Source organism: Pseudomonas sp. Leaf127 (assembly GCF_001423155.1).
Lineage (GTDB): Bacteria > Pseudomonadota > Gammaproteobacteria > Pseudomonadales > Pseudomonadaceae > Aquipseudomonas > Aquipseudomonas ovata.
Map to the genome: position 1 here is coordinate 63,928 of NZ_LMOA01000021.1, position 20,674 is coordinate 84,601.

20 protein-coding genes and 1 pseudogene are annotated in these 20,674 nt (G+C 60.2%); 13 read left to right on the forward strand and 8 right to left on the reverse strand.

The window, feature by feature from the left end; genetic code table 11:
* Positions 1-37: 37 nt before the first annotated feature.
* Positions 38-1,156, reverse strand: coding sequence for an NAD(P)-dependent alcohol dehydrogenase (locus tag ASF84_RS13595; RefSeq protein ID WP_056839195.1), 1,119 nt, complete (start codon positions 1,154-1,156; stop codon positions 38-40).
* Positions 1,157-1,198: 42 nt separating this feature from the next.
* The gene (locus tag ASF84_RS13600; RefSeq protein ID WP_056839196.1) at positions 1,199-2,668 is read right to left on the reverse strand and encodes a benzaldehyde dehydrogenase; all 1,470 of its coding nucleotides are present in this window, start codon (positions 2,666-2,668) and stop codon (positions 1,199-1,201) included.
* Between the two features lie 266 nt (positions 2,669-2,934).
* On the opposite strand from ASF84_RS13600, the gene ASF84_RS13605 reads away from it, so the two are divergent.
* Together ASF84_RS13605 and ASF84_RS13610 are read left to right on the forward strand one after the other, a co-directional pair.
* The gene (locus ASF84_RS13605; RefSeq protein ID WP_056839198.1) at positions 2,935-4,470 is read left to right on the forward strand and encodes a sensor domain-containing diguanylate cyclase; all 1,536 of its coding nucleotides are present in this window, start codon (positions 2,935-2,937) and stop codon (positions 4,468-4,470) included.
* 75 nt (positions 4,471-4,545) lie between these two features.
* Positions 4,546-5,004, forward strand: coding sequence for a metallophosphoesterase family protein (locus ASF84_RS13610; protein ID WP_056839200.1), 459 nt, complete (start codon positions 4,546-4,548; stop codon positions 5,002-5,004).
* 12 nt (positions 5,005-5,016) lie between these two features.
* Here the strand turns inward: ASF84_RS13610 and mapR are convergent, their stop codons facing one another.
* Positions 5,017-6,426: a GntR family transcriptional regulator MpaR gene (gene mapR / locus ASF84_RS13615; protein ID WP_056840135.1), complete on the reverse strand. Its 1,410-nt coding sequence runs from the start codon at positions 6,424-6,426 to the stop codon at positions 5,017-5,019.
* 214 nt (positions 6,427-6,640) lie between these two features.
* Between mapR and ASF84_RS13620 the strand changes: the two genes are divergently transcribed.
* Positions 6,641-7,234, forward strand: a complete 594-nt coding sequence (locus tag ASF84_RS13620; RefSeq protein WP_056839202.1) for an amino acid synthesis family protein — start codon at positions 6,641-6,643, stop codon at positions 7,232-7,234.
* A 286-nt stretch (positions 7,235-7,520) separates the two neighbouring features.
* Entirely contained in the window at positions 7,521-8,216 is a 696-nt protein-coding gene (locus ASF84_RS13625) for an alpha/beta fold hydrolase (protein WP_330219667.1), read from the forward strand.
* 87 nt (positions 8,217-8,303) lie between these two features.
* Here the strand turns inward: ASF84_RS13625 and alkB are convergent, their stop codons facing one another.
* From alkB to ASF84_RS13640, 3 genes are read right to left on the reverse strand one after another with little or no spacing between them, the layout of a single operon-like run.
* Positions 8,304-8,963, reverse strand: a complete 660-nt coding sequence (gene alkB, locus ASF84_RS13630) for a DNA oxidative demethylase AlkB (RefSeq protein WP_109511781.1) — start codon at positions 8,961-8,963, stop codon at positions 8,304-8,306.
* Between the two features lie 59 nt (positions 8,964-9,022).
* Positions 9,023-9,202 (reverse strand): hypothetical protein, encoded by a 180-nt coding sequence (locus tag ASF84_RS13635; protein ID WP_056839206.1) that lies wholly within the window; start codon positions 9,200-9,202, stop codon positions 9,023-9,025.
* A gap of 23 nt (positions 9,203-9,225) precedes the next feature.
* A complete protein-coding gene (locus ASF84_RS13640) occupies positions 9,226-9,531 on the reverse strand; it encodes a DUF1883 domain-containing protein (protein WP_056839208.1) in 306 nt (101 codons plus the stop codon).
* Between the two features lie 172 nt (positions 9,532-9,703).
* Between ASF84_RS13640 and ASF84_RS13645 the strand changes: the two genes are divergently transcribed.
* Positions 9,704-10,054: a hypothetical protein gene (locus ASF84_RS13645; protein WP_056839210.1), complete on the forward strand. Its 351-nt coding sequence runs from the start codon at positions 9,704-9,706 to the stop codon at positions 10,052-10,054.
* A 46-nt stretch (positions 10,055-10,100) separates the two neighbouring features.
* Here the strand turns inward: ASF84_RS13645 and ASF84_RS13650 are convergent, their stop codons facing one another.
* The gene (locus ASF84_RS13650) at positions 10,101-10,382 is read right to left on the reverse strand and encodes a hypothetical protein (protein ID WP_056839212.1); all 282 of its coding nucleotides are present in this window, start codon (positions 10,380-10,382) and stop codon (positions 10,101-10,103) included.
* 243 nt (positions 10,383-10,625) lie between these two features.
* Here ASF84_RS13650 and ASF84_RS13655 point away from each other — a divergent pair, with 243 nt between their 5' ends.
* The 5 genes and pseudogenes from ASF84_RS13655 to ASF84_RS13670 form a co-directional block, all read left to right on the forward strand.
* Complete coding sequence (locus ASF84_RS13655; protein ID WP_056839213.1) at positions 10,626-11,987, forward strand: UDP-glucose dehydrogenase family protein; 1,362 nt, start codon at positions 10,626-10,628, stop codon at positions 11,985-11,987.
* 42 nt (positions 11,988-12,029) lie between these two features.
* Positions 12,030-12,869, forward strand: a complete 840-nt coding sequence (galU, locus tag ASF84_RS13660; protein WP_056839215.1) for a UTP--glucose-1-phosphate uridylyltransferase GalU — start codon at positions 12,030-12,032, stop codon at positions 12,867-12,869.
* Between the two features lie 27 nt (positions 12,870-12,896).
* Complete coding sequence (locus ASF84_RS30215; RefSeq protein WP_156684269.1) at positions 12,897-13,007, forward strand: hypothetical protein; 111 nt, start codon at positions 12,897-12,899, stop codon at positions 13,005-13,007.
* Positions 13,007-14,365, forward strand: coding sequence for a glutathione-disulfide reductase (gorA, locus tag ASF84_RS13665; protein ID WP_056839217.1), 1,359 nt, complete (start codon positions 13,007-13,009; stop codon positions 14,363-14,365). The genes ASF84_RS30215 and gorA overlap by 1 nt, the downstream gene beginning before the upstream one ends.
* Positions 14,366-14,480: 115 nt before the next feature.
* Positions 14,481-16,148: pseudogene (locus tag ASF84_RS13670) on the forward strand (ATP-binding protein); the annotation flags it as partial.
* 37 nt (positions 16,149-16,185) lie between these two features.
* Here ASF84_RS13670 and ASF84_RS13675 read toward each other — a convergent pair.
* Positions 16,186-17,169, reverse strand: coding sequence for a DNA-binding protein (locus tag ASF84_RS13675; protein ID WP_056839219.1), 984 nt, complete (start codon positions 17,167-17,169; stop codon positions 16,186-16,188).
* Positions 17,170-17,348: 179 nt separating this feature from the next.
* On the opposite strand from ASF84_RS13675, the gene ASF84_RS13680 reads away from it, so the two are divergent.
* From ASF84_RS13680 to ahpF, 3 genes are all read left to right on the forward strand, one after another.
* Positions 17,349-18,308, forward strand: a complete 960-nt coding sequence (locus ASF84_RS13680; RefSeq protein WP_056839221.1) for a site-specific integrase — start codon at positions 17,349-17,351, stop codon at positions 18,306-18,308.
* 113 nt (positions 18,309-18,421) lie between these two features.
* A complete protein-coding gene (ahpC, locus tag ASF84_RS13685) occupies positions 18,422-18,985 on the forward strand; it encodes an alkyl hydroperoxide reductase subunit C (RefSeq protein WP_056839222.1) in 564 nt (187 codons plus the stop codon).
* Between the two features lie 124 nt (positions 18,986-19,109).
* Complete coding sequence (gene ahpF, locus ASF84_RS13690) at positions 19,110-20,672, forward strand: alkyl hydroperoxide reductase subunit F (protein WP_056839224.1); 1,563 nt, start codon at positions 19,110-19,112, stop codon at positions 20,670-20,672.
* Positions 20,673-20,674 lie beyond the last annotated feature (2 nt).

Sequence of the window (20,674 nt, forward strand, 5' to 3'; positions counted from 1 at the left end):
GGGCCGCCACGGCCGGGGCCGTGGCGGTGGCAGTACTTCAACTGCCGATCATCAGCACCGGCTTGAGAGTGATGCCTTTTTCGCTGTCTTCAGCGGCCTGGTTGATCTGTTCGAAGGGGTAGAACTTCACCAGCTTGTCGAAGGCAAAGCGTCCTTGCAGGTGCAGTTCGACCAGTTGCGGAATGAACTGCTGCGGCACGCTGTCACCTTCGACGATGCCGCGGATGCTCTTGCCACCGAGCAGCAGGTCATTGACGTCAAACTCGGCCGTGGTGCCCAGCGGCGGCGCGCCGACCACGCCCACGCAGCCCAGGCTACCCAGGGCGTCCACGGCCTGGCGCAATACTTGCGGACGGCCGGTGGACTCCAGGGCGAAGTTCACCCCGCCGGTGATCTCGCGAATGGCCGCCACCGCGTCGCTGTCCCTGCTGTTGATCACATGGGTGGCGCCCAGCTCCAGCGCCAGTTCCAGGCGTGACGGCACCACGTCCACGGCAATGATCACCGAGGCGCCTGCAACCTTTGCCGCCAGCACCGCCGACAGGCCCACGGCCCCGGCGCCAAAGGCGACAAAGCTGCTGCCGGGGGTGACCTTCAGCGAGTTGATGACCGCGCCGGCCCCGGTCTGGATGCCACACCCCAACGGGCCGAGCAATGCCAGCGGGGCTTCCTTGGGCACCTTGACGGCATTGTTCTCGCGGCTGATGGCATAGGTGGCGAACGATGACTGGGCGAAAAAGTGGTCATTCAGCGCGGCGCCGCTTTCATCCTGCAACGCATGCCCGCCATGCGGGTCGGCACCGCTGAAATTGCGTCCGAAAAATTCCTGGCAGTAGGACGCATGGCCGCCACCGCAAGGTTTGCAATAGCCGCAGTAGCCGTAGGTGAGCACCACATGGTCGCCCACCGCCAGGCCGCGTACCTGCGGGCCGATGGCTTCGACCACGCCAGAGCCTTCATGGCCCAGCACGGCCGGCAGTGGCACCGGGTAATACTGGTCACGCACGATCATGTCGGTGTGGCACATGCCGGTGGCGACAATGCGCACCAGCACTTCATCGTCCTTGGGTTCGCGGATGCGCGCCGGTTCGATCACGAACGGTGCGCCCTTGCTACGGGTGACAGCGGCTTTGATGGCTCGAGAAGGTGTGCTCATTATTATTGTGCTCGTGTGGGTGTCAGTACAGGTTGAGGTTGCTTAAAGCGGGTAGAGCGGCGCATCGCCCTTGAGCGTCAGCCATTGCCACTGGGTGAATTCTTCCCAGTTGGCCGGGCCGCCGATGCTGGTGCCGTTGCCAGAGGCGCCCACGCCTCCGAACGGATTGATCACCTCATCGTTTACCGTCTGGTCATTGATGTGCAAAAGACCTGTGCGCAGGCGCTCACCCAGTTTCAGGGCGCGGCCCACATCACGGGAAATGATCGCGGCCGACAGGCCGTATTCAGTGTCGTTGGCCAGGCGGATGGCGTCTTCGTCGGTATCGAACGGCACCACCACGGCAACCGGGCCGAAGATCTCTTCATGAAAGGCCGGGTTATCCGGCTGTACACCGCTGAGCACCGTGGCCTGGAAAAACAGTCCGTCGTACTCGCCGCCGGTTTCGAGGCGGGCACCGGCCTGCCGGGCGGCCTGCACCACCTGGTAGGCGTGGTCACGTTGCCGGGCATTGATCAGCGGGCCCAGGTGCACCTCGCCCTTGGCCGGGTCGCCCACGGTCAGGCTGCGGGCCTTGGCGGTCAGGCGCTCGACAAAGGCGTCGTAGATGCCACGCTGCACCAGCAGCCGACCGGTGGACATGCAAATCTGTCCCTGATGCAGGTACACGCCCCAGGTGGCGTTGGCCAGGGCGGTGTCCAGGTCGGCGTCGTCCAGCACGATCAACGAGTTCTTGCCGCCCAGCTCCAACGACACTTTCTTCAAGTGGCGGCCGGCCGCTTCACCGACCTTGCGCCCGGCGCCGGTGGAGCCGGTGAACTGGATCATGGCCACATTCGGTTCGGCCACCAGCGCCGCGCCGGCCTCGGCCGCGCCCGGCAAGACATGCAGGGCACCGGCTGGCAGGCCGGCCAGTTCGAACAGTCGCGCCAGGATCAGACCGCCGCACACGGCAGTGCGTGGATCGGGCTTGAGGATCACGCTGTTACCCACCGCCAGCGCCGGCGCCACCGCACGAGCAGCCAGGTACAGCGGGAAGTTGAACGGTGAAATGACCCCGATCACGCCCAGTGGTCGCCGCCGCGCCAGGCTCAGGCGGCCAGCCGAGGTCGGCAACACTTCGCCCTGGCTGCGCGAAGGCAGGCCTGCGCTTTCATAAAAGGCCTTGATGGTCAGGCTGGTTTCAAACGCTGCCTTGGGCCGGGTGGAGCCGCTTTCGCGGACCAGCCACTGGACGATCTCGTCGAAGTGCTGTTCGGCCAGTTGTGCCGCTTTACGCAAGACGCGGGCACGTTCGTCGTAGGGCTGGGCAAACCAGTGCACTTGCGCATCGCGCGCCACCTTGGCCGAGCGGGCCACGGTGTCGGCATCGGCCAGGCCAATGCGGCCGAGGGTGGCACCGCTGGCCGGCTCGATCACATTCTCGGGTGGCAGTGGCGCGTTGACCCAGGCGCCATTGAACAGGCGCTCGTTCCACAGGGCGTTGGGCAGCAGGGTTGACGTATCAGGCATGACGCATCCTCGTTGTGCTTGTTATCGGCGCCGCGCAGGGCTGCGTGGCGTTGCTGATGAAGGATGCTCAGCAGGAGATGTGCCAACCCGGATTCATTGGGGTTGGCATGGTTTGAATGTACAGGAGGTGAACAACTGAACAGTGCAGTGTCCAGAACCTGCACACGCAGGCGAGGGCGTGTTTTCGTATGGCTGACATGCCTCTGCGTTTCAGGGTACGAAACCTGCATAATGCACGCCGTGCGTCAGAATAATAACGAGGTTCCATGAAGCGCGTTTCGGACGGCCTGCAGCGACTGCCGCACAAGACTCTGTCAGGCTGGCTGGCGGTGTTCATCGCGCTGGTCTGCATTTCCCTGACCCTGGCCACCGCCTGGCAGATCTGGGAGTCCGCCAGTGATCGTCTGGCCAGTGCGCGCGCAGGTGTGTTCAACGTGGCCCGGGGCGTCGAGCAGCATGCGATCGACACCGTGCGCCAGGCCGACAATACCCTCAGGAATCTCGCCGAGCGCATCGAGGTCGATGGCATGGGCCCGGAGCAGCGCTTGCGCCTGCATGCGCTGATGGCGCGTAACGTGGTGGATGTCGAGGGCTTGCAAGGGCTGTTCATCTACGACGAGCAAGGCAACTGGGTCGCCAATTCCTTTACCCAGGAGCCCAGCAACAAGAACAACAGTGATCGCGATTATTTTATCTATCACCGGGACAATCCCTCGGTGCTGGTCAATGTGGGTTCGATCGTGGTCAGCCGCACCACCGGTGAACTGATCATTCCGGTCAGCCGCCGGCTCGAAACGGCTGAGGGGCGCTTTGCCGGGGTGGTACTGGCGACGTTGCCAGTCGCTTATTTCCAGACCTTTTTTGCCAGCCTGAACGTTGAAAACGATGGCGTGATCCTGCTGGCGCGCGACAATGGCGACCTGCTGGCGCGCCGGCCAACGCTCGATGCACTGATGACCACCAACATCACCAAGGGAGAAATCTTCAGCAAGCACTTGCCTTATCACGCCAGTGGTGTGGTGTTTGTCACCTCGGTGGTCGACAAGGTCGAGCGACTCTACGCTTACCGCCGTGTCGACGGATTGCCATTGGTGATTGCCGCCGGGCTGTCTTCGGCCTCGGTATATGCCTCATGGTGGGACTATGTGCTGCGCTCGCTGCTGATCACCGGCCTGCTGATTGTTGTGCTGTCGGCATTGGGCTACCTGATCTGGCGGCAGATCCAGCAATTGCTGGTGGCTCAACGCGAGCTGGGCGCGGCGCATCGCGAACTGGAGCAGATCGCCCACACCGACGGGCTGACCGGCATCGCCAACCGGCGTCGGTTTGATACGGTACTGGCCAGTGAATGGACGCGTAGCCGTCTTGATCAGGTGCCGCTGGCGCTCATCCTGCTGGATATCGACTGGTTCAAGCAGTACAACGATCGTTACGGTCATGTGCAGGGTGACGAATGCCTGAAGCGTGTTGCACGCCTGATACGCGACGCCCTGCCAACGCAGGGGCTGGCCGCACGCTATGGGGGAGAGGAGTTCGTGGTGCTGCTGCCCGGCATGGCGCAAGGCGATGCCTGCGCGGTGGCCGAGCGTATTTGCGCTGCGATTGCCGAGGATCGACTGGAGCATGCGGGCAGCCCCTTAGGCTACGTGACCATCAGCGCCGGTGTGGTCAGCACGCTATCAACGGCGGCAGCCACGGCGACTGACCTTCTGGCGTGCGCCGACCACTGCTTGTATGGTGCCAAGAAGCAAGGCCGCAACAGGGTGTGTGCCGAGTCGAGCGCTGAGTGTGCGACGGCTTGAGCCAGACCCGACCAGGTCGAGAGGCTGTTCAAGTGCGGGTTTGCCAAGCCTGAATAATCGGTTCAAGGACGTTGCATGAAAGTTGGCGTGATTTCCGATACCCACGGTCTGCTGCGTCCTGAAGCGCTCGCCGCGCTGCAGGGGTGCGAGCGGATCATTCATGCCGGTGATATCGGCAAGGCCGACATTCTGGAGCAACTGGCGCAGATAGCCCCGGTGCAAGTGGTGCGCGGCAATAACGACCTCAAGGCCGACTGGGCCGCGGGCTTGCCTGATCAGCTGGCGTTCGAGCTGAACGGCTGGCCGGTATTGCTGGTGCATGACAAGGCCGATGTGCCCGCCGATCTCGAGGCAGCGGTCAGGCTGGTGATTACCGGGCATTCGCATAAACCGCTGATCGAATGGTGCGGCGCACGCCTGTACCTCAACCCTGGCAGCGCCGGGCCACGACGCTTCAAGTTGCCGGTGACACTGGCGATATTGGACGTACAGGCTTCAGGGATGGAGGCACGGCTGGTGAGCTTGCTGGATTGACTGAACGCTGGCTCAGAACGATCCCAATAACCGGCCCAGCACCCCCATCGACGCTTCACTCTGCGTGGTCCACGGATAACCGCTGTTCAGCCGCGCGCAGTGGGTAAAACCGCGAGTGGCCGAGAACATCGGGCCTGGAGCGATGCTGATGCCTTGCGCCAGGGCCATTTGATACAGCTTCAAGGAATCGACCCGCTCGGGAAATTCGAACCATAGAAAGTAACCGCCGCCAGGGCGGGTCACCCGGGTTTCGTCGGGGAAGTGGCGCGCGGCAGAGGCGAGCATCGCCCCTTGTTGCATTTCCAGGGTGTGGCGCAGCTTGCGCAAATGGCGATCAAAACCTCCGTGTTGCAGGTAGTCGGCAATCGCGGCCTGGGCCGGTACGGATGGAGAGATGCTGGTCATCAGTTTCAGGCGGCTGATCGCTTGCGCGTAGCGCCCGCCCGCCACCCAGCCCACCCGATAGCCGGGTGCCAGGCATTTCGAGAACGAGCCGCAATGCATGACCAGGCCTTCAGTGTCCAGGCTCTTGACCGGGCGTGGGGCGCGGGCGCCGTAGTACAGCTCGGCATAGACATCGTCTTCGATCAGCGGCAGTTCATGGGTCTTGAGCAGTTCATAGAGGGCATGCTTGTTGGCGTCGGGCATGCTGGCGCCCAGCGGGTTCTGCAGGCTGCTCATGAACCAGCAGGCCTTGATCGGCAGGCGCTTGAGGCTGTCGGCCAGGCTGTCGAGATCAACGCCTTCGCGCGGATGCACCGGGATTTCCACGGCCTTGAGCTTGAGCCGTTCAAGCATCTGCAGGCAGGCATAGAAGCCCGGCGCTTCGATGGCCACCAGGTCGCCGGGCTGGGTCACGGTTTGCAGGCAAAGGCTCAGAGCCTCCATCGCACCGTTGGTGATGACCAGTTCCTCCCGGGCCGGGTGCACGCCGCTGTTGAGGTAGCGCAGGGCGATCTGCCGGCGCAGTTCCTGATTGCCGGTGGTCATGTCGGCAATGACCGCATGGGGCGAGAGGCCGCGCACGCTGTGCGCCATGGAGCGCGCCAGGCGTTGCAGCGGAAACAGGTCAGGGCTGGGGAAGGCCGAGCCAAAGGGCACCGTATGCGCGTCCTGCAGGCTGGCCAGCACCGAGAACACCAGCTCGCTGACATCCACATCGGTGCCTGTGCCAGGATTGGCATGGATCACCGGCTCGCTGAGGGTCTTGCTGGCGTGCTCACGCACGTAATAGCCGGAGCGCTCGCGGGCCTGGATCAGGCCGCGGTCCTCAAGTCGGTAATAGGCCTGGAACACGGTCGAGGGGCTGACTGCAAAGCGCTGGCTGGCGACCCGCACCGAGGGCAGCTTTTCGCCGCCCTTCAGGGTTCGGGTGCGGATCATCTGGGCAATGTCTTCGGCGAGCTGTTCGTAGCGTTTCATAAAGGCGCAGACAATCCGGGAGTCGAAAGCATCAGCATGCCCGGCCTGAAAAAACAACACCAGACGCATTTTCCGGATTTTTTTGCATATCAGATGCGACAGTGCGCCGGGATCTGATCCGCTTCAATTACGCGGATCTGGACCTGTCTGACACTGAAATGTCCCTGCAAACTATTGGCATACCGTAATACGGCATGCAAAAATCGGAGGAAATATGGCATTTCAGATTCGCAAGATCGTCACCTATACAGAGCAGATCCTGATCGAGGGTGGCAAAACAGCCGAGACGCCGCTGACCATGGTCGCCGTGGCAGCCATCATCACCAATCCCTGGCATGGCCCGGGTTTTGTTGAAGACCTCAAGCCGCAGATTCGCGAGCACTGTTCGTCCCTGGGACAGTTGATGGTGGCGCAACTGAGCAAGGCGATTGGCGGTGCCGATCGTATCCAGGCGTATGGCAAGGCCGCTGTGGTCGGTGAGGAGGGCGAGATCGAGCATGCCTCGGCGGTCATTCACACGCTGCGTTTCGGAAATCACTTCCGCGAGGCTGTGGATGCCAAGAGCTATCTGGTCTTTACCAACAAGCGGGGCGGGGCGGGCACTTCGATTCAAGTGCCGATGATGCACAAGGACGATGAGGGGCTGCGCTCGCATTACCTGACGCTGGAAATGCGTATTGACGATGCACCGCGCCGTGATGAAATCGTCGTAGTGCTGGGCGCCGCTGACGGCGGCCGGCCGCATGCGCGGATCGGTAACCGTTACCTTGATCATCAGGAGCTGGAGGCCGAAGCCGTAAGAGGGTGATCTGATATGGTTTTTATTGTGGTTTCTGCCTCTGTAACCGGATCAGTCCAGGGCTCATCATCTGTTTCATGATCACTGATGTGCAATGGGGGCAACCTGATGGGCAAGATGGCGATTTTCATGCTGGGTTTTCTGGCGGTGACAATATTGATCGGTGCATTGGCGACCATACCGCCGCCGCTGTAAACCCTTGAGTCAGAGCCCTTGAGCAATCAAGGGCTTTTGGCGTTTCGGACAGGGCTGTATACACTGCGCGGCATTTGTACGCTGCGGCAGGGCCTCTTCTGTGACACTTCCCCTCATCATGCTTCCCGGGTTGCTCAATGATGCACGCCTGTGGGCGCAACAACAGGCTGTTCTGGAAAAAGACCGATCAGTCCATATCCCTGATCTGACCCGGGACAACAGCATTGCCGGCATGGCAGCGCGGGTGCTGGAGACCGCGCCTGAACGCTTTGCCCTGGCGGCACTGTCCATGGGCGGTTATGTTGCGCTGGAAATCCTGCGACAGGCACCTGGGCGGGTGGAGCGGCTGGCGTTGTTCGACACCATGGCTCGTCCGGACAGCCCGGCCCGTGCGCGCGTACGCCGGGGGCTGCTGGAGCTGGCGCACATGGGCACCTTCAAGGGCGTGACCCCTCAGTTGCTGCCCAAGCTGATGCACCATCGCAGCCTGGGCACACCGGCTGCCGATCTGGTTCGTGCCATGGCGCAGACCATTGGCCGCGAAGGGTTTATCTCTCAGCAACAGGCCATTATCGGTCGCGCCGATTATTCGGCGCTGCTGGCGCAGATTCGTCCTCCAACGCTGATTGTGGTGGGCGAGGACGATCAGATCACACCGGTGGAAGAGGCGCAATTCATGCACCAGCAGATTGCCGGATCACGGCTGGTGGTGATTCCAGAGTGCGGGCATTTACCCCCCTTGGAGCATCCGCAGCACACGTGTCGGTTGTTACAGGAATGGCTGGTGGGCGCTTAGCTGTTTTACGTCGCTTGTAATACCACCCCATAATAAACACGGGGCGATTTTACACCTCAACTTCCGGGAAGCAGGGTCAATCAGGGTTTAACCTGCCTTGCGAAACGTCAGGTTGATACGCTGTGAGCCCAGCAGGGGATGATGACCTTCGGCAATCGGCAGAATGCCGTGAAAGCGCAGGCGGTCTTCACGCCCCCATACCAGCACGTCACCATGAAACAACGGCACACGCTGCGCCTTGTCACTGCGGTGCAGGCCACCGAACTGGAAGATCGCCGGCAGGCCCAGTGAAACCGAAACCACCGGCCAGCGATGGTCGCGTTCGTCCTTGTCCTGGTGCAGGGCCATTCTGGCGCCAGGTACATAGCGGTTTATCAGGCAGGCATCGGGGGAGAAGTCTTCGAAACCTGTGTGCTGTGCCGCCAGGCGTGCCAGCGCCAGCCAGGATTCAGGTATGGCCGGCCAGGGTTGGCCGCTGAGCGGGTCGAGTTCGGTGTAGCGATAACCGTGTCGATCAGTGATCCATCCCAGTCGTCCACAGCAGGTCATGGCGACCGACATGCGGTGACCACCTGGGGTGTGCATGTGACGAAAGGGGGCGGCGGCTTCGATCCGGTCAAGCAAGGGCAGCCAGCTTTCCAGATCAGGCAAGGCAAATCCACGCAGCAGTGTCGCTGCCGGAGCAATGGACTCGCGGCCCTGTGGGGTATCGTCAGCGAAAAGGTCTAGGGTCAGCGAGGGAGGCATGGCCGTTTTTCGTTCGTTGGCTCATGACCCGCCAGACGGGTCTGGCGGGAGGCGACAGGTCAAAGCGCTTTACTGACCTTGACGTCGCTGATCACGTCGTCGCCCTGGCCGTGTATTTTTTCCAGCGCAGCGCGCGCTTCTTCGACCGAGGCCGATTGCAGTTGGGCGAATTCGAAACGGCGTTCGCCGTTGAGTTTGTAGCTGATGGCAAACTTGGTAGTCGGGGCAGGGCTGGTCACGGTCACTCCTGAATGGGCAAGGGTCAGCTCAGATTCGAATGCGAACGACGCACGATCTTGATCGAGTGGGTAAAGGTGGGCTTGTGGCCGGGGTTCTTGTCGGGCTTGCGTCCGGTGGTATCGATGGTGATGTTCCAGAAACCACTGCTCGGCACGGCGATCTTGGCCGGAAACCGGTCGAATGCACCGCCATGATAGGTATGCCGGCCGCCGTTTTTGAAGCTGCGAAAGTTCGCGTCGCTCATCAGGCGTATATTGCAGGGCCGTGAGCACTCGATGACGACCAGATCGTCTTCGTTGAGGTGCTCACGCTGGTGTACGAACTTCATGAATATCTCCGCAACAGGCTTCTTGCAAAAGCGGAACGATACCACGAGGCACCGGGCGTTTTGCCAATTGGCTCACAGTTATTTGCAGGGTGATGGCAAAAAGTCTGCAGGGTCGGGATTTTATTGCGTTAATGCGTGTCGTAAGCGCTTTGGATTTGGAGGGATTGATTGTATGAAAATGGCCGTGGTGATACTGGCCCTGGCGATGGCCGGGTGTGCATCCGTCGAGGATATCGAGCACTCTCCGGCAACGTTGAGCGTTATTTCCGGCAAGAAGCCGAACGAATATGCCACCTGTTTTATCGAAAAGATTGGCGACAGCCGTACGCCTCCGTTGAAAGAAGCCCGTAACGATGGCGTACGCTTGATTATTGCGCAAAAGCTGAGCGATGCGCCTGCTGCGATCGTTGATATCGAAGATCGCTCGGGCGGCAGCTCGATCAAGGTGCATGAGCGCCTCAATAACCTGCCTGTACGTGGCGGTGACGTCCAGCGGGCTGCCGAGGCGTGTATTTCGGGTTGATCGCTGTTGCTGTCGGCCCGTCAGACCGAACACCGGCGGGCTGCCATTACTTGCAGACCACCAGGACGTTGCGATGCTTGTAGTTGCCGACGTCCATGCCAAGCGTCTGGTCTTCGGCTTCGGTGCGAGCGGTGCCATCAGTGCCGACAATTTCATAGCCGGTGCCCGCGCAGGAGTCTTCGGCTTTCTCGTAGCATTTGGCCCAGGACATGGCTTCGCCGGAGCAATCGATGCTCAATCCTTGCTGGCCGTTCTTCAGGTGCGTAGGGGAGGCCGTGGCGCAACCGGTGAGCACCAGTACGGCAAAGAGAGGCAAAAATCTGATCATGGTGTTCACTTCTACAATCGGGCTGTAAAGACGCTTCAGACACGGCCTGGCGTCACACCTTCACCAACAGGCAGACGCATAGACCCCCCGGAATGCGGTTCATGCGTTTTGGACCGGGGAAGAGTGCCATCGTTCCGCCATGTATTGAGCGTGATGCAGCATCATGTGCCTGTCGCACGTTGGTCATGACAGTGCAATGGGTTGGCGGTGCAATTGTCGCAAATCCTGTCAGGAGTGACGAGCATGCGACTTTGCATCATTGGGGCCGGCTATGTTGGCCTGGTGACCGCCACCTGCTTTGCTGAAATGGGCAACCGTGTCGTGTGCGTCGAGCACCAGCCGTCGCGCCTGCTCCTCTTGCAAGGCGGCGAATGCCCGATCCATGAGCCGGGTCTGGAAGCCATGCTCAAGGAGCATCTGGCCAGCGGGCAATTGAGCTTTACCGGCAGCCTGGCTGAAGGCCTGCAGTTTGCAGACATTATCTTTATTGCCGTGGGCACGCCCTGCCAGGAAGACGGCTCGGCCGATGTGTCACATGTGCTTGCGGTGGCTGACCAGATCGGCCAGTGCCTGGTGCGAGCAAGCCTGGTAGTGAATAAATCCACCGTACCCGTCGGTACGTGCGAGACGGTAGGGCGACGCATCAATCAGCATCTGGTGCAGCGTGGCCTGGACATGCGCATTACGGTGGCAAGTAACCCCGAGTTTCTCAAGGAGGGGGCTGCCATCGAAGACTTCATGCGCCCTGACCGGGTCATCATCGGGTGTAACGAGCCGCAATCGGCCGAGTTGCTGCAACGGCTCTACAGCCCGTTCCTGCGTAATCGCGAGCGGGCACTGGTCATGGACCTGCGTGCTGCAGAGTTTACCAAGTACGCGGCCAATGCGTTTCTGGCCACGAAAATTTCCTTTATCAATGAAATGGCCGATTTATGTGCACATCTGGGTGTGGATATTGAGCAGGTTCGACGCGGCATCGGCAGCGATCGACGTATTGGCACACATTTTATCTATGCCGGTTGTGGTTACGGGGGTTCATGCTTCCCAAAGGATGTTCAAGCATTGATCCATACAGCGGGTCAGCAAGGGTTCGATGCCCGCATTCTACAAGCCGTGCAGGCGCGTAATACCACCCAACGACGTTGGTTGTTCAACGCCATAAACCTTTATTTCGAAGGTGCACTTAAAAATCGGGTAATCGCGGTTTGGGGGCTGGCTTTCAAACCCGGTACGGACGACATACGTGAAGCGCCCAGTCTGGTGCTGATCGATGCGCTGCTGGCGGCCGGTGCGCGTGTCCAGGCCACTGATCCGGCCGCCATGGCAGCCGTGGCCGAGCGCTGTAAAGAGGCAGTCCAGAGCGGTCAGCTGCAGTTGCATGAGTCGCCGTATCGCTGTGTCGAAGGGGCTGACGCGGTGGTACTGGTCACGGAGTGGAAGCCATATCGCCAACCGGATTTCATCCGTATCCGCAGCGTCATGCGCAGCCCGGTGATGTTCGATGGCCGTAATATCTACGATTCAACGGAACTATCTGCGCGAGGATTTCTCTACCATGGTATAGGAAGGCCAGTGGCGGGGCATTGTAAGGTGAGCGCCGCCTGATTAGACTGCGCCGACAATGCCACGCCTTACATAAGGACTTATATGATCAAGAAATGCTTGTTCCCCGCAGCCGGCTACGGCACTCGCTTTTTGCCAGCGACCAAAGCCATGCCTAAAGAGATGCTGCCCGTGGTCAACAAGCCACTGATTCAATACGGCGTGGAAGAGGCGCTGGCAGCAGGCCTGAATGAAATCTCCATCGTTACGGGTCGTGGCAAGCGTGCCCTGGAAGACCACTTCGACATCAGCTATGAGCTGGAGCACCAGATCAAGGGCACCGACAAGGAAAAATACCTGGTCGGTATTCGTCGCCTGATCGACGAGTGCAGCTTCTCGTACACCCGCCAGACCGAAATGAAAGGTCTGGGCCACGCCATCCTCAGTGGTCGTCCACTGATCGGCAACGAGCCTTTCGCCGTAGTCCTGGCGGACGACCTGTGTGTCAACCTCGACGGTGATACTGTACTGGCGCAGATGGTCAAGCTGTACAAGCACTACCGTTGCTCGATCGTCGCCATTCAGGAAGTCGATCCTCAGGAAACCAACAAGTATGGCGTCATTGCCGGTGAAGAGATCAAGCCAGGTCTGTTCCGTGTCAATGACATGGTCGAAAAGCCAAAGCCGGAAGATGCGCCATCGAACCTGGCCATTATCGGTCGTTACATTCTGACTCCGGATATTTTCGAGCTGATCGAGCAAACCGAGCCAGGCAAGGGCGGCGAGATCCAGATCACCGACGCACTGATGAAGCAAGCGGCGCAAGGCAACGTGCTGGCCTATAAATTCAAGGGTCAGCGTTTTGACTGCGGCGGCGCCGAAGGTTATATCGAAGCCACCAACTTCTGTTTTGAAAACTTCTACAAGACTGGCAAGGCGTTCTGATTCTTCACGCCTGTTAATCTCAAGCCACTGCGGCCTGGCGGCGAACCTTCAAGGTTCGTCGTGATGGCCGCAGTGGCTTTTTGGTTTCTGCGGGATTGCACAGCAGTTATGCTGTCAACCTGCTCAAGGAGACAGTAATGGCTTACGACTTCGATTTGTTTGTCATCGGCGCAGGTTCCGGTGGTGTGCGTGCGGCACGCTTTGCTGCAGGGTTTGGGGCGCGTGTGGCTGTGGCCGAGAGCCGCTATCTGGGCGGGACGTGCGTCAACGTGGGGTGCGTGCCCAAGAAATTGCTGGTCTACGGCGCGCATTTTGCCGAAGACTTCGAACACGCCAAGGGGTTTGGCTGGTCGCTGGACTCGCCTGAGTTTGACTGGCCGACCCTGATCGCCAACAAGGACCGTGAGATACAACGGCTCAATGGCATCTACCGCACATTGCTGCTCGACAGCGGCGTAACGCTGCTTGAAGGTCATGCCAGGCTGACCGGGCCCAATGGCATCGAGATCAATGGCAAGCAATACAGTGCCGAGCGCATCCTGATCGCCACGGGCGGCTGGCCACAGGTGCCGGACGTGCCGGGACGCGAGCATGCAATCACCTCGAACGAAGCCTTTCATCTCAAGGTCCTGCCCAAGCGCATTGTGGTAGTCGGAGGCGGTTACATCGCCGTAGAGTTTGCCTCGATCTTCAATGGCCTGGGTGCGCAAACCCTTCAGGCGTACCGTGGCGACCTGTTCCTGCGAGGTTTCGATGGCAGCGTGCGCAAGCATCTGCACGAAGAGCTGCTCAAGCGCGGTGTGGAGGTGCGTTTCAATTGCGATATCGAGCGCATCGACAAGCAGGCCGATGGCAGCCTGAAGCTGACGCTCAAGGATGGCGGTACGCTGGAAACCGATTGCGTGTTCTATGCCACCGGTCGCCGGCCAATGCTCGACAATCTTGGCCTGGAAAGCGTTGATGTCCAGCTCGACAAGGAAGGTTATATCCAGGTCGATGAGCATTACCAGACCAGCGAGCCCTCGATCCTGGCCCTGGGTGACGTGATTGGCGGCGTGCAGTTGACGCCGGTGGCACTGGCTGAAGGCATGGCCATTGCCCGTCGTCTTTTCCAGCCTGAACACTATCGTCCAGTGGACTACAATCACATCCCGACGGCAGTCTTCAGCCTGCCCAATATCGGGACGGTGGGGCTGACAGAAGAACAGGCCGTCGAGCAAGGCCACTCGATTCAGGTGTTCGAGAGCCGTTTTCGACCGATGAAGCTGACCCTGACCGATGATCAGGAGAGGACCTTCATGAAGCTGGTCGTCGACAGTTCGACGGATCGGGTGCTGGGATGTCATATGGTGGGGCCGGACGCCGGTGAGATTGTCCAGAGTCTGGCTATCGCCTTGAAAGCCGGCGCAACCAAGCGAGTATTCGACGACACCATGGGCGTGCACCCGACGGCGGCTGAAGAGTTTGTGACCATGCGCAGCCCGGTATCGCGCTAGCCAGACAGCAATACCTGTGCCCCACACTCAGGATGAGAATGGGGCTGGACACGGTTTGAGGATGGATCCTGTATTGAACAACCAGACGCCGGCGGCGGCAATGCCATTGAATCCAGCACAGTCCGACAACGAATGCGTGCGCGAACTCGATGCGCTGCGCGAGAGCGAGCGTCAGTTCAGGACCCTGGCCGACAACATGAGCCAGTTGGCCTGGACAGCGGACCCTGCCGGTGTCATCCATTGGTATAACGAGCGCTGGTATGCCTATACCGGCGCTTCGCTCGAAGCGATGCAGGCCTTGGGTTGGCGCTCGGTGCATCATCCCGAGCACCGCGAGCGGGTTGTCGCGCACCTGCAGTACTGCTTTGCCACAGGCTCCGTATGGGAAGACACCTTCCCCCTGCGCGGCAAGGATGGCAATTTCAACTGGTTCTTGTCGCGCGCGTTGCCGATTCGCAATGAGCGCGGGCACATCACCCACTGGTTGGGCACTCACACCGACATCACCGCCCAGGTCAATGCTGAAGAGGCATTGCGCGAGCTCAACGACAGCCTTGAGTTGCGTGTAGCCGAGCGCACTCGGGAGCTTGCAGAGGCCAACCAGCGCTTGCAGGTCGAGATTGCCGAGCGTGCACAAGCCGAAGAAGCTCTGCGCCACGCCCAGAAAATGGATGCCATCGGCCAGCTCACCGGCGGTATTGCCCATGACTTCAATAACATGCTCACCGGTGTGCTCGGCGCGCTGGACCTGATCCGGCGACGCCTGGCGGCGGGGCGGGTCAATGAGGTAGAGCGTTACATTGATGCAGCCGTCACCTCCGGCAACCGTGCGGCAGCGCTGACGCAGCGCCTGCTGGCTTTCGCCCGGCGCCAGTCGCTCAAGACCTGCGATGTGCAGGTCAATGCCATGGTGACCTCCATGGAAGAGTTGTTGCGCCGCACCATTGGCGAAAGCATCGAGTTGCATATCGAGCTTGAAGATCACGGCCAGGTGATTCGCACCGACGAGCATCAATTGGAGAATGCACTGCTCAACCTGGTGATCAATGCGCGCGATGCCATGCCCGAGGGCGGTCAGTTGTGGGTACGCAGCCAGCTCACGGTGCTGAAGGTTCGCGACGGTGAGTTGATGCCCGGTCAATACCTGCAGCTCAGCGTGCAGGACACTGGCTGCGGTATTGCCGACGAGGTGATTGCACGGGTGTTCGATCCGTTTTTTACCACCAAGCCCATTGGTCAGGGTACCGGTCTTGGGCTGTCGATGGTGTATGGCTTCATGAAGCAGACCGGCGGGCATGTGCGTATCGACAGTGTGCAGGGGCAAGGCACCTGTATCCGCTTGTTCATGCCCTGTGAGGCGCCGTGTGCGGTCGGCCGCGAAGATGCGCTTGTGGCGCCGCTATCGCCTCGCGCCAGCCAGGGTGAACGTGTGCTGGTGGTGGAGGATGAAGATGCCGTGCGGATGCTGGTGGTCGATGCGTTGCGTGAATTGGGTTATGCCACCCAGCAGGCCGGCGACGGGGCCGGTGCGATTACTCGCTTGCAAGGTGCGGAGCGTATTGACCTGTTGGTGACCGACGTAGGGTTGCCAGGACTCAATGGCCGCCAGCTGGCCGAAATTGCCCGCCAGTTCCGGCCGGGCATCAAGGTGTTGTTCATGACCGGCTACGCCGGCAATACCCAGGCCCGGCAGGACTTGCTGGAGCAGGGCATGGACATGCTGATCAAGCCGTTCAACGTCGATGAGCTGGCTGTCCGTGTGCGCGGGATGCTGGAAGCATAATCGCTCTGGCTTGAAGCAGCGTCCTGTCAGGCGTCTTCTACAGGGGCGGTGGCAGTGGCTGCTGTATCTGCGCTTGCAGGTTTTCCAGGGCTGCTTCCTTGCGGCCCAACAGCAGTTCCAATACACGATTCTGCTGCAGTGCATCGTTCAGGTCCTGCTTGAACCCCGCGCCGTCCGCCAGCGCGGCTTGCAGGCGTACTTCCAGCTGTGCGCTGCGGGTGATGGCTTTCTGTTGCTCGGTGAGTGCCTTTTCCGTCTGCTTTTGCGCCTTGTCCAGTTGGGTCTGGCAGCTGTGCAGTTCGCGAGCGGTATTGCGCTGTTCGACCAGCAGTCGTTCGTTATCCCGATTCAGCACGGTGATCGACTCCTGGTGCAGGGACAGGGTCTGCCGGGCCTGGCGCAACTCCATCTGCACCTGTTGCAACTGGCCTTCATGACGCTGTTGATCCTGCTCACGCTGTTCCTTGACGGCCGTGCGGTAGTGCTCAAGTGCGTCCCGGGCGTGACGGTGCTTGTCTTCCAGCGACTCGATCTGCTTGTCGCGATCAAGCAGGCGTGACTGCAGGTCCTGGCTGGCCTGGGTGAGGCGGGTGTTTTCGGTCCTTTGCTGTGTCAGTGCCTCGCGTGTCAGTGCCAAGGCCTGACGCTCCTGAGCCAGGTGTTCACTCTGGGTGTCATGCAGTTGCTGCAATTGCGCCAGCTGTTTCTGTACAGCTGCCATCTCCTGCTGCAGGCCCAGGCGCTGACGTTGTATTTCTTCCTGGGCCTGATCGATACGCTCCTGGGCCTGGCCCTGAAGGCGCTCAGCCAGGCGCGCAACCAGTTCGCCCAGTTCTTCATTGATTGCCGGGGCAGGGCTGTCCTGTTCTTCAAGTTCGCGCAAGTAGCGGTGAATAGTCGTCTTTGAGCCGGTATTGCCCATTTCGACGCGTACGGCATCAATGCTCGGATTTTCCCCGCGCGCCAGCAATGCCAGTCTTGCCTTATGCACCAATGCCTTGTTGATACCGCCGCGTGCCATGCTGGCTCCTACGATTTCGTACTGTGGTATGTATCCTGTAATTACATACTATTTATGATTCAAAAGTTAGTGTTTTTTACATTTTTATCAAGCGGGATATTGGCGTATTATCCCGTGTCATACCCCTTCAGACGGCGTTTGACCCGTCCAGGCAGTACGAAACCAGGCGGTGCTTAACCATGAGTGATGTAAATCGCTATATCGAGGCCGCCACGCGCGACAACACCCGGCGCAGCTATCGCGCGGCCATCGAGCATTTTGAAGTGAGTTTTGGCGGGTTTCTGCCGGCCACCAGCGAAAGCGTGGCGCGTTATCTCGCCGCGTATGCCGGCGAGTTGTCGGTCAATACCTTGAAGCTGCGCCTGTCCGCGCTGGCTCAGTGGCACACCAGTCAAGGCTTCGTCGATCCGACCAAGGCGCCGATGGTGCGCAAGGTGCTCAAGGGCATTCGCGCCCTGCATCCGGTGCAGGAGAAACAGGCCGAGCCTTTGCAACTGGCCGACCTGCAGCGCGTGGTCATCAACCTTGACGCGCAGGCACGCCTGGCGCTCAGCGTGCAGGATCATGCTCAAGTGCTGCGCTGCCGCCGTGATGCCGCGTTGATTCTGCTGGGGTTCTGGCGCGGCTTTCGCAGTGACGAGCTGTGTCGCCTGCAGGTCGAGCACATCAAGGCAGTGGCCGGGTCCGGCATTACGCTGTACCTGCCTCGCAGCAAGAGCGATCGCGACAATACCGGGCGCACCTTCCAGACGCCGGCCCTGCAGCGGCTTTGTCCGGTGCAGGCCTACCTCGACTGGATCGACTGCGCGGCACTGGACAGCGGTCCGGTGTTTCGCGGCATCGACCGCTGGGGCAACCTGGGCGGGCAGGGGCTGCACGCCAACAGCGTGATTACCCTGTTGCGCCAGGCCTTCGAGCGCGCCGGCCTGGCCGCCGAGGCCTACAGCAGCCACTCATTGCGTCGCGGTTTTGCAACATGGGCGCATCAAAGTGGATGGGACTTGAAGTCGCTTATGGCCTATGTGGGCTGGAAGGACATGAAGTCGGCCATGCGCTACATTGAAACCTCGCCTTTTGGCCCCCATGTAGGTCAGGAGCAGGCGATAAAGGTTTCTTCTATTAATAGTGAGCCTTTATAGAGAAAACCAATCGATGGCATCGACTTTGCCAATGAGCCATGCCCATCGATTGTGCGTAAGCTTCACCTCATCGAATTCAAACACACCTCTTCACCAACCATGGAGATTCACCGATGCCTATCATCAACAGCCAAGTAAAACCGTTCAAAGCCACCGCTTACAAGAACGGCAATTTCGTTGACGTCTCGGAAGCCGACCTGAAAGGCAAATGGTCTGTGGTGTTCTTCTACCCAGCCGACTTCACCTTCGTCTGCCCGACCGAGCTGGAAGACCTGGCTGACAACTACGCTGAATTCCAGAAGCTGGGCGTTGAAATCTACAGCGTTTCGACCGACACCCACTTCGCCCACGCGGCCTGGCACAACACCTCGCCAGCCATTGGCAAGATCCAGTACACCATGATCGGCGACCCGACCCTGACCATCTCGCGCAACTTCGACGTACTGATCGAAGAAGCCGGTCTGGCTGACCGCGGTACTTTCGTGATCAACCCTGAAGGCCAGATCAAGATCGTCGAACTGAATGACGGCGGCGTAGGCCGTGACGCTTCCGAGCTGCTGCGCAAGATCAAGGCCGCTCAGTACGTCGCTGCCCACCCAGGCGAAGTCTGCCCAGCCAAGTGGAAAGAAGGCGAGGCTACCCTGGCACCGTCCCTGGACCTGGTCGGCAAGATCTGATCTGCATGACATCGATCGGGGCGCCGCACGCTTGAACACGTAAACCGCATCGCCCCATCAAACGCCCGGGCGGTCATCGCCTGGGCGTTGTTATTTCTACCGCCTGAAAACAGGAAGCCGAAACATGTTGGACGCCAATCTTAAAGCCCAGTTGAAATCCTACCTGGAACGGGTCACTCGCCCCATCGAGATCACAGCGTCCCTCGATGACGGCGCCAAGTCCCAGGAAATGCTTGCCCTGCTGCAAGACGTGGTCAGCGTCGGCAAGGACATCACCCTGTCCACCGAAGGCACTGATGCACGCACCCCTTCGTTTGCACTGAACAGCCCGGGCCAGAACATCAGCCTGCGCTTTGCCGGCATCCCGATGGGTCACGAATTTACCTCCCTGGTGCTCGCTCTGCTGCAAACCGGTGGTTACCCGCCAAAAGTCAGTGCCGAGACCATCGAACAGGTGCGCGCCCTGCAAGGCGAGTTCAGGTTTGAAACCTATTTTTCGCAGTCCTGCCAGAACTGCCCGGACGTCGTCCAGGCCCTGAACCTGATGGCAGTACTCAACCCGAACATCCAGCACGTCGCCATCGACGGCGCGCTGTTCCAGGATGAAGTCACCGACCGCAAAGTCATGTCGGTGCCCAGCATCTACCTCAATGGCGAAGTGTTTGGCCAGGGCCGCATGGGCCTGGAAGAAATTCTTGCCAAAATCGACACCGGCGCCAGCGCTCGCCAGGCCGACAAACTCAACGCCAAGCAGGCCTTTGACGTACTGGTTATCGGTGGCGGTCCGGCGGGCTCTGCGGCGGCGGTGTACGCGGCACGCAAAGGCATTCGTACGGGCGTGGCTGCCGAGCGTTTTGGCGGGCAGGTGCTCGACACCATGGCCATCGAGAACTTCATTTCGGTGCAGCACACCGAAGGGCCCAAGCTGGCCATGGCGCTTGAAGAGCACGTCAAGCAGTACGAAGTCGACATCATGAACCTGCAGCGGGCCGATCAGTTGATTCCAGGCAAGGCCGGCGAGCTGCACGAAGTGAAATTTGCCAGCGGCGCCAGCCTCAAGGCCAAGACCCTGATCCTGAGCACCGGTGCGCGGTGGCGTGAAATGAACGTGCCTGGTGAGCAGGAATACCGCAACAAGGGCGTGGCTTACTGCCCGCACTGCGACGGCCCGCTGTTCAAGGGCAAGCGTGTGGCCGTGATCGGCGGCGGTAACTCGGGCGTAGAGGCCGCCATCGACCTGGCTGGCATCGTTTCGCATGTCACGCTGCTGGAGTTCGACAGCCAGTTGCGCGCCGATGCGGTGTTGCAACGCAAGCTCAACAGCTTGCCCAATGTGACTGTGCTGACCAATGCCCAGACCACTGAAGTGACGGGCGATAGCGAGAAGGTCAACGGCCTGCGTTACAAGGATCGTGTAAGCGGTGAGGCGCGTGCGGTCGAGCTGGAAGGCATCTTTGTGCAGATCGGCCTGTTGCCTAACAGTGAATGGCTCAAGGGCACCGTCGAGCTGTCGCCTCGTGGCGAAATTGTGGTCGACGCTCGTGGTGAAACCTCGATCCCGGGCATCTTCGCGGCCGGTGACGTGACCACCACGCCTTACAAGCAGATCATCATCGCCTTGGGCGAAGGTGCCAAGGCCTCGCTGAGCGCCTTCGACCACCTGATCCGTAGCAGCGCACCGGCCTGATC

Excerpts from the sequence above, each read along its gene's own strand:
- ASF84_RS13650 (WP_056839212.1), bottom strand. The coding sequence starts at position 10,382 with ATGATCAGATTTTTGCCTCTCTTTGCCGTACTGGTGCTCACCGGTTGC.
- ASF84_RS13640 (WP_056839208.1), bottom strand. The coding sequence starts at position 9,531 with ATGAAGTTCGTACACCAGCGTGAGCACCTCAACGAAGACGATCTGGTC.
- ASF84_RS13675 (WP_056839219.1), bottom strand. The coding sequence starts at position 17,169 with ATGGCACGCGGCGGTATCAACAAGGCATTGGTGCATAAGGCAAGACTG.
- gorA (WP_056839217.1), top strand. The coding sequence starts at position 13,007 with ATGGCTTACGACTTCGATTTGTTTGTCATCGGCGCAGGTTCCGGTGGT.
- alkB (WP_109511781.1), bottom strand. The coding sequence starts at position 8,963 with ATGCCTCCCTCGCTGACCCTAGACCTTTTCGCTGACGATACCCCACAG.
- ASF84_RS13655 (WP_056839213.1), top strand. The coding sequence starts at position 10,626 with ATGCGACTTTGCATCATTGGGGCCGGCTATGTTGGCCTGGTGACCGCC.
- ASF84_RS13610 (WP_056839200.1), top strand. The coding sequence starts at position 4,546 with ATGAAAGTTGGCGTGATTTCCGATACCCACGGTCTGCTGCGTCCTGAA.
- ahpF (WP_056839224.1), top strand. The coding sequence starts at position 19,110 with ATGTTGGACGCCAATCTTAAAGCCCAGTTGAAATCCTACCTGGAACGG.
- ASF84_RS13605 (WP_056839198.1), top strand. The coding sequence starts at position 2,935 with ATGAAGCGCGTTTCGGACGGCCTGCAGCGACTGCCGCACAAGACTCTG.
- ASF84_RS13595 (WP_056839195.1), bottom strand. The coding sequence starts at position 1,156 with ATGAGCACACCTTCTCGAGCCATCAAAGCCGCTGTCACCCGTAGCAAG.
- ahpC (WP_056839222.1), top strand. The coding sequence starts at position 18,422 with ATGCCTATCATCAACAGCCAAGTAAAACCGTTCAAAGCCACCGCTTAC.
- ASF84_RS13680 (WP_056839221.1), top strand. The coding sequence starts at position 17,349 with ATGAGTGATGTAAATCGCTATATCGAGGCCGCCACGCGCGACAACACC.
- galU (WP_056839215.1), top strand. The coding sequence starts at position 12,030 with ATGATCAAGAAATGCTTGTTCCCCGCAGCCGGCTACGGCACTCGCTTT.
- ASF84_RS13600 (WP_056839196.1), bottom strand. The coding sequence starts at position 2,668 with ATGCCTGATACGTCAACCCTGCTGCCCAACGCCCTGTGGAACGAGCGC.
- ASF84_RS13620 (WP_056839202.1), top strand. The coding sequence starts at position 6,641 with ATGGCATTTCAGATTCGCAAGATCGTCACCTATACAGAGCAGATCCTG.
- mapR (WP_056840135.1), bottom strand. The coding sequence starts at position 6,426 with ATGAAACGCTACGAACAGCTCGCCGAAGACATTGCCCAGATGATCCGC.
- ASF84_RS13645 (WP_056839210.1), top strand. The coding sequence starts at position 9,704 with ATGAAAATGGCCGTGGTGATACTGGCCCTGGCGATGGCCGGGTGTGCA.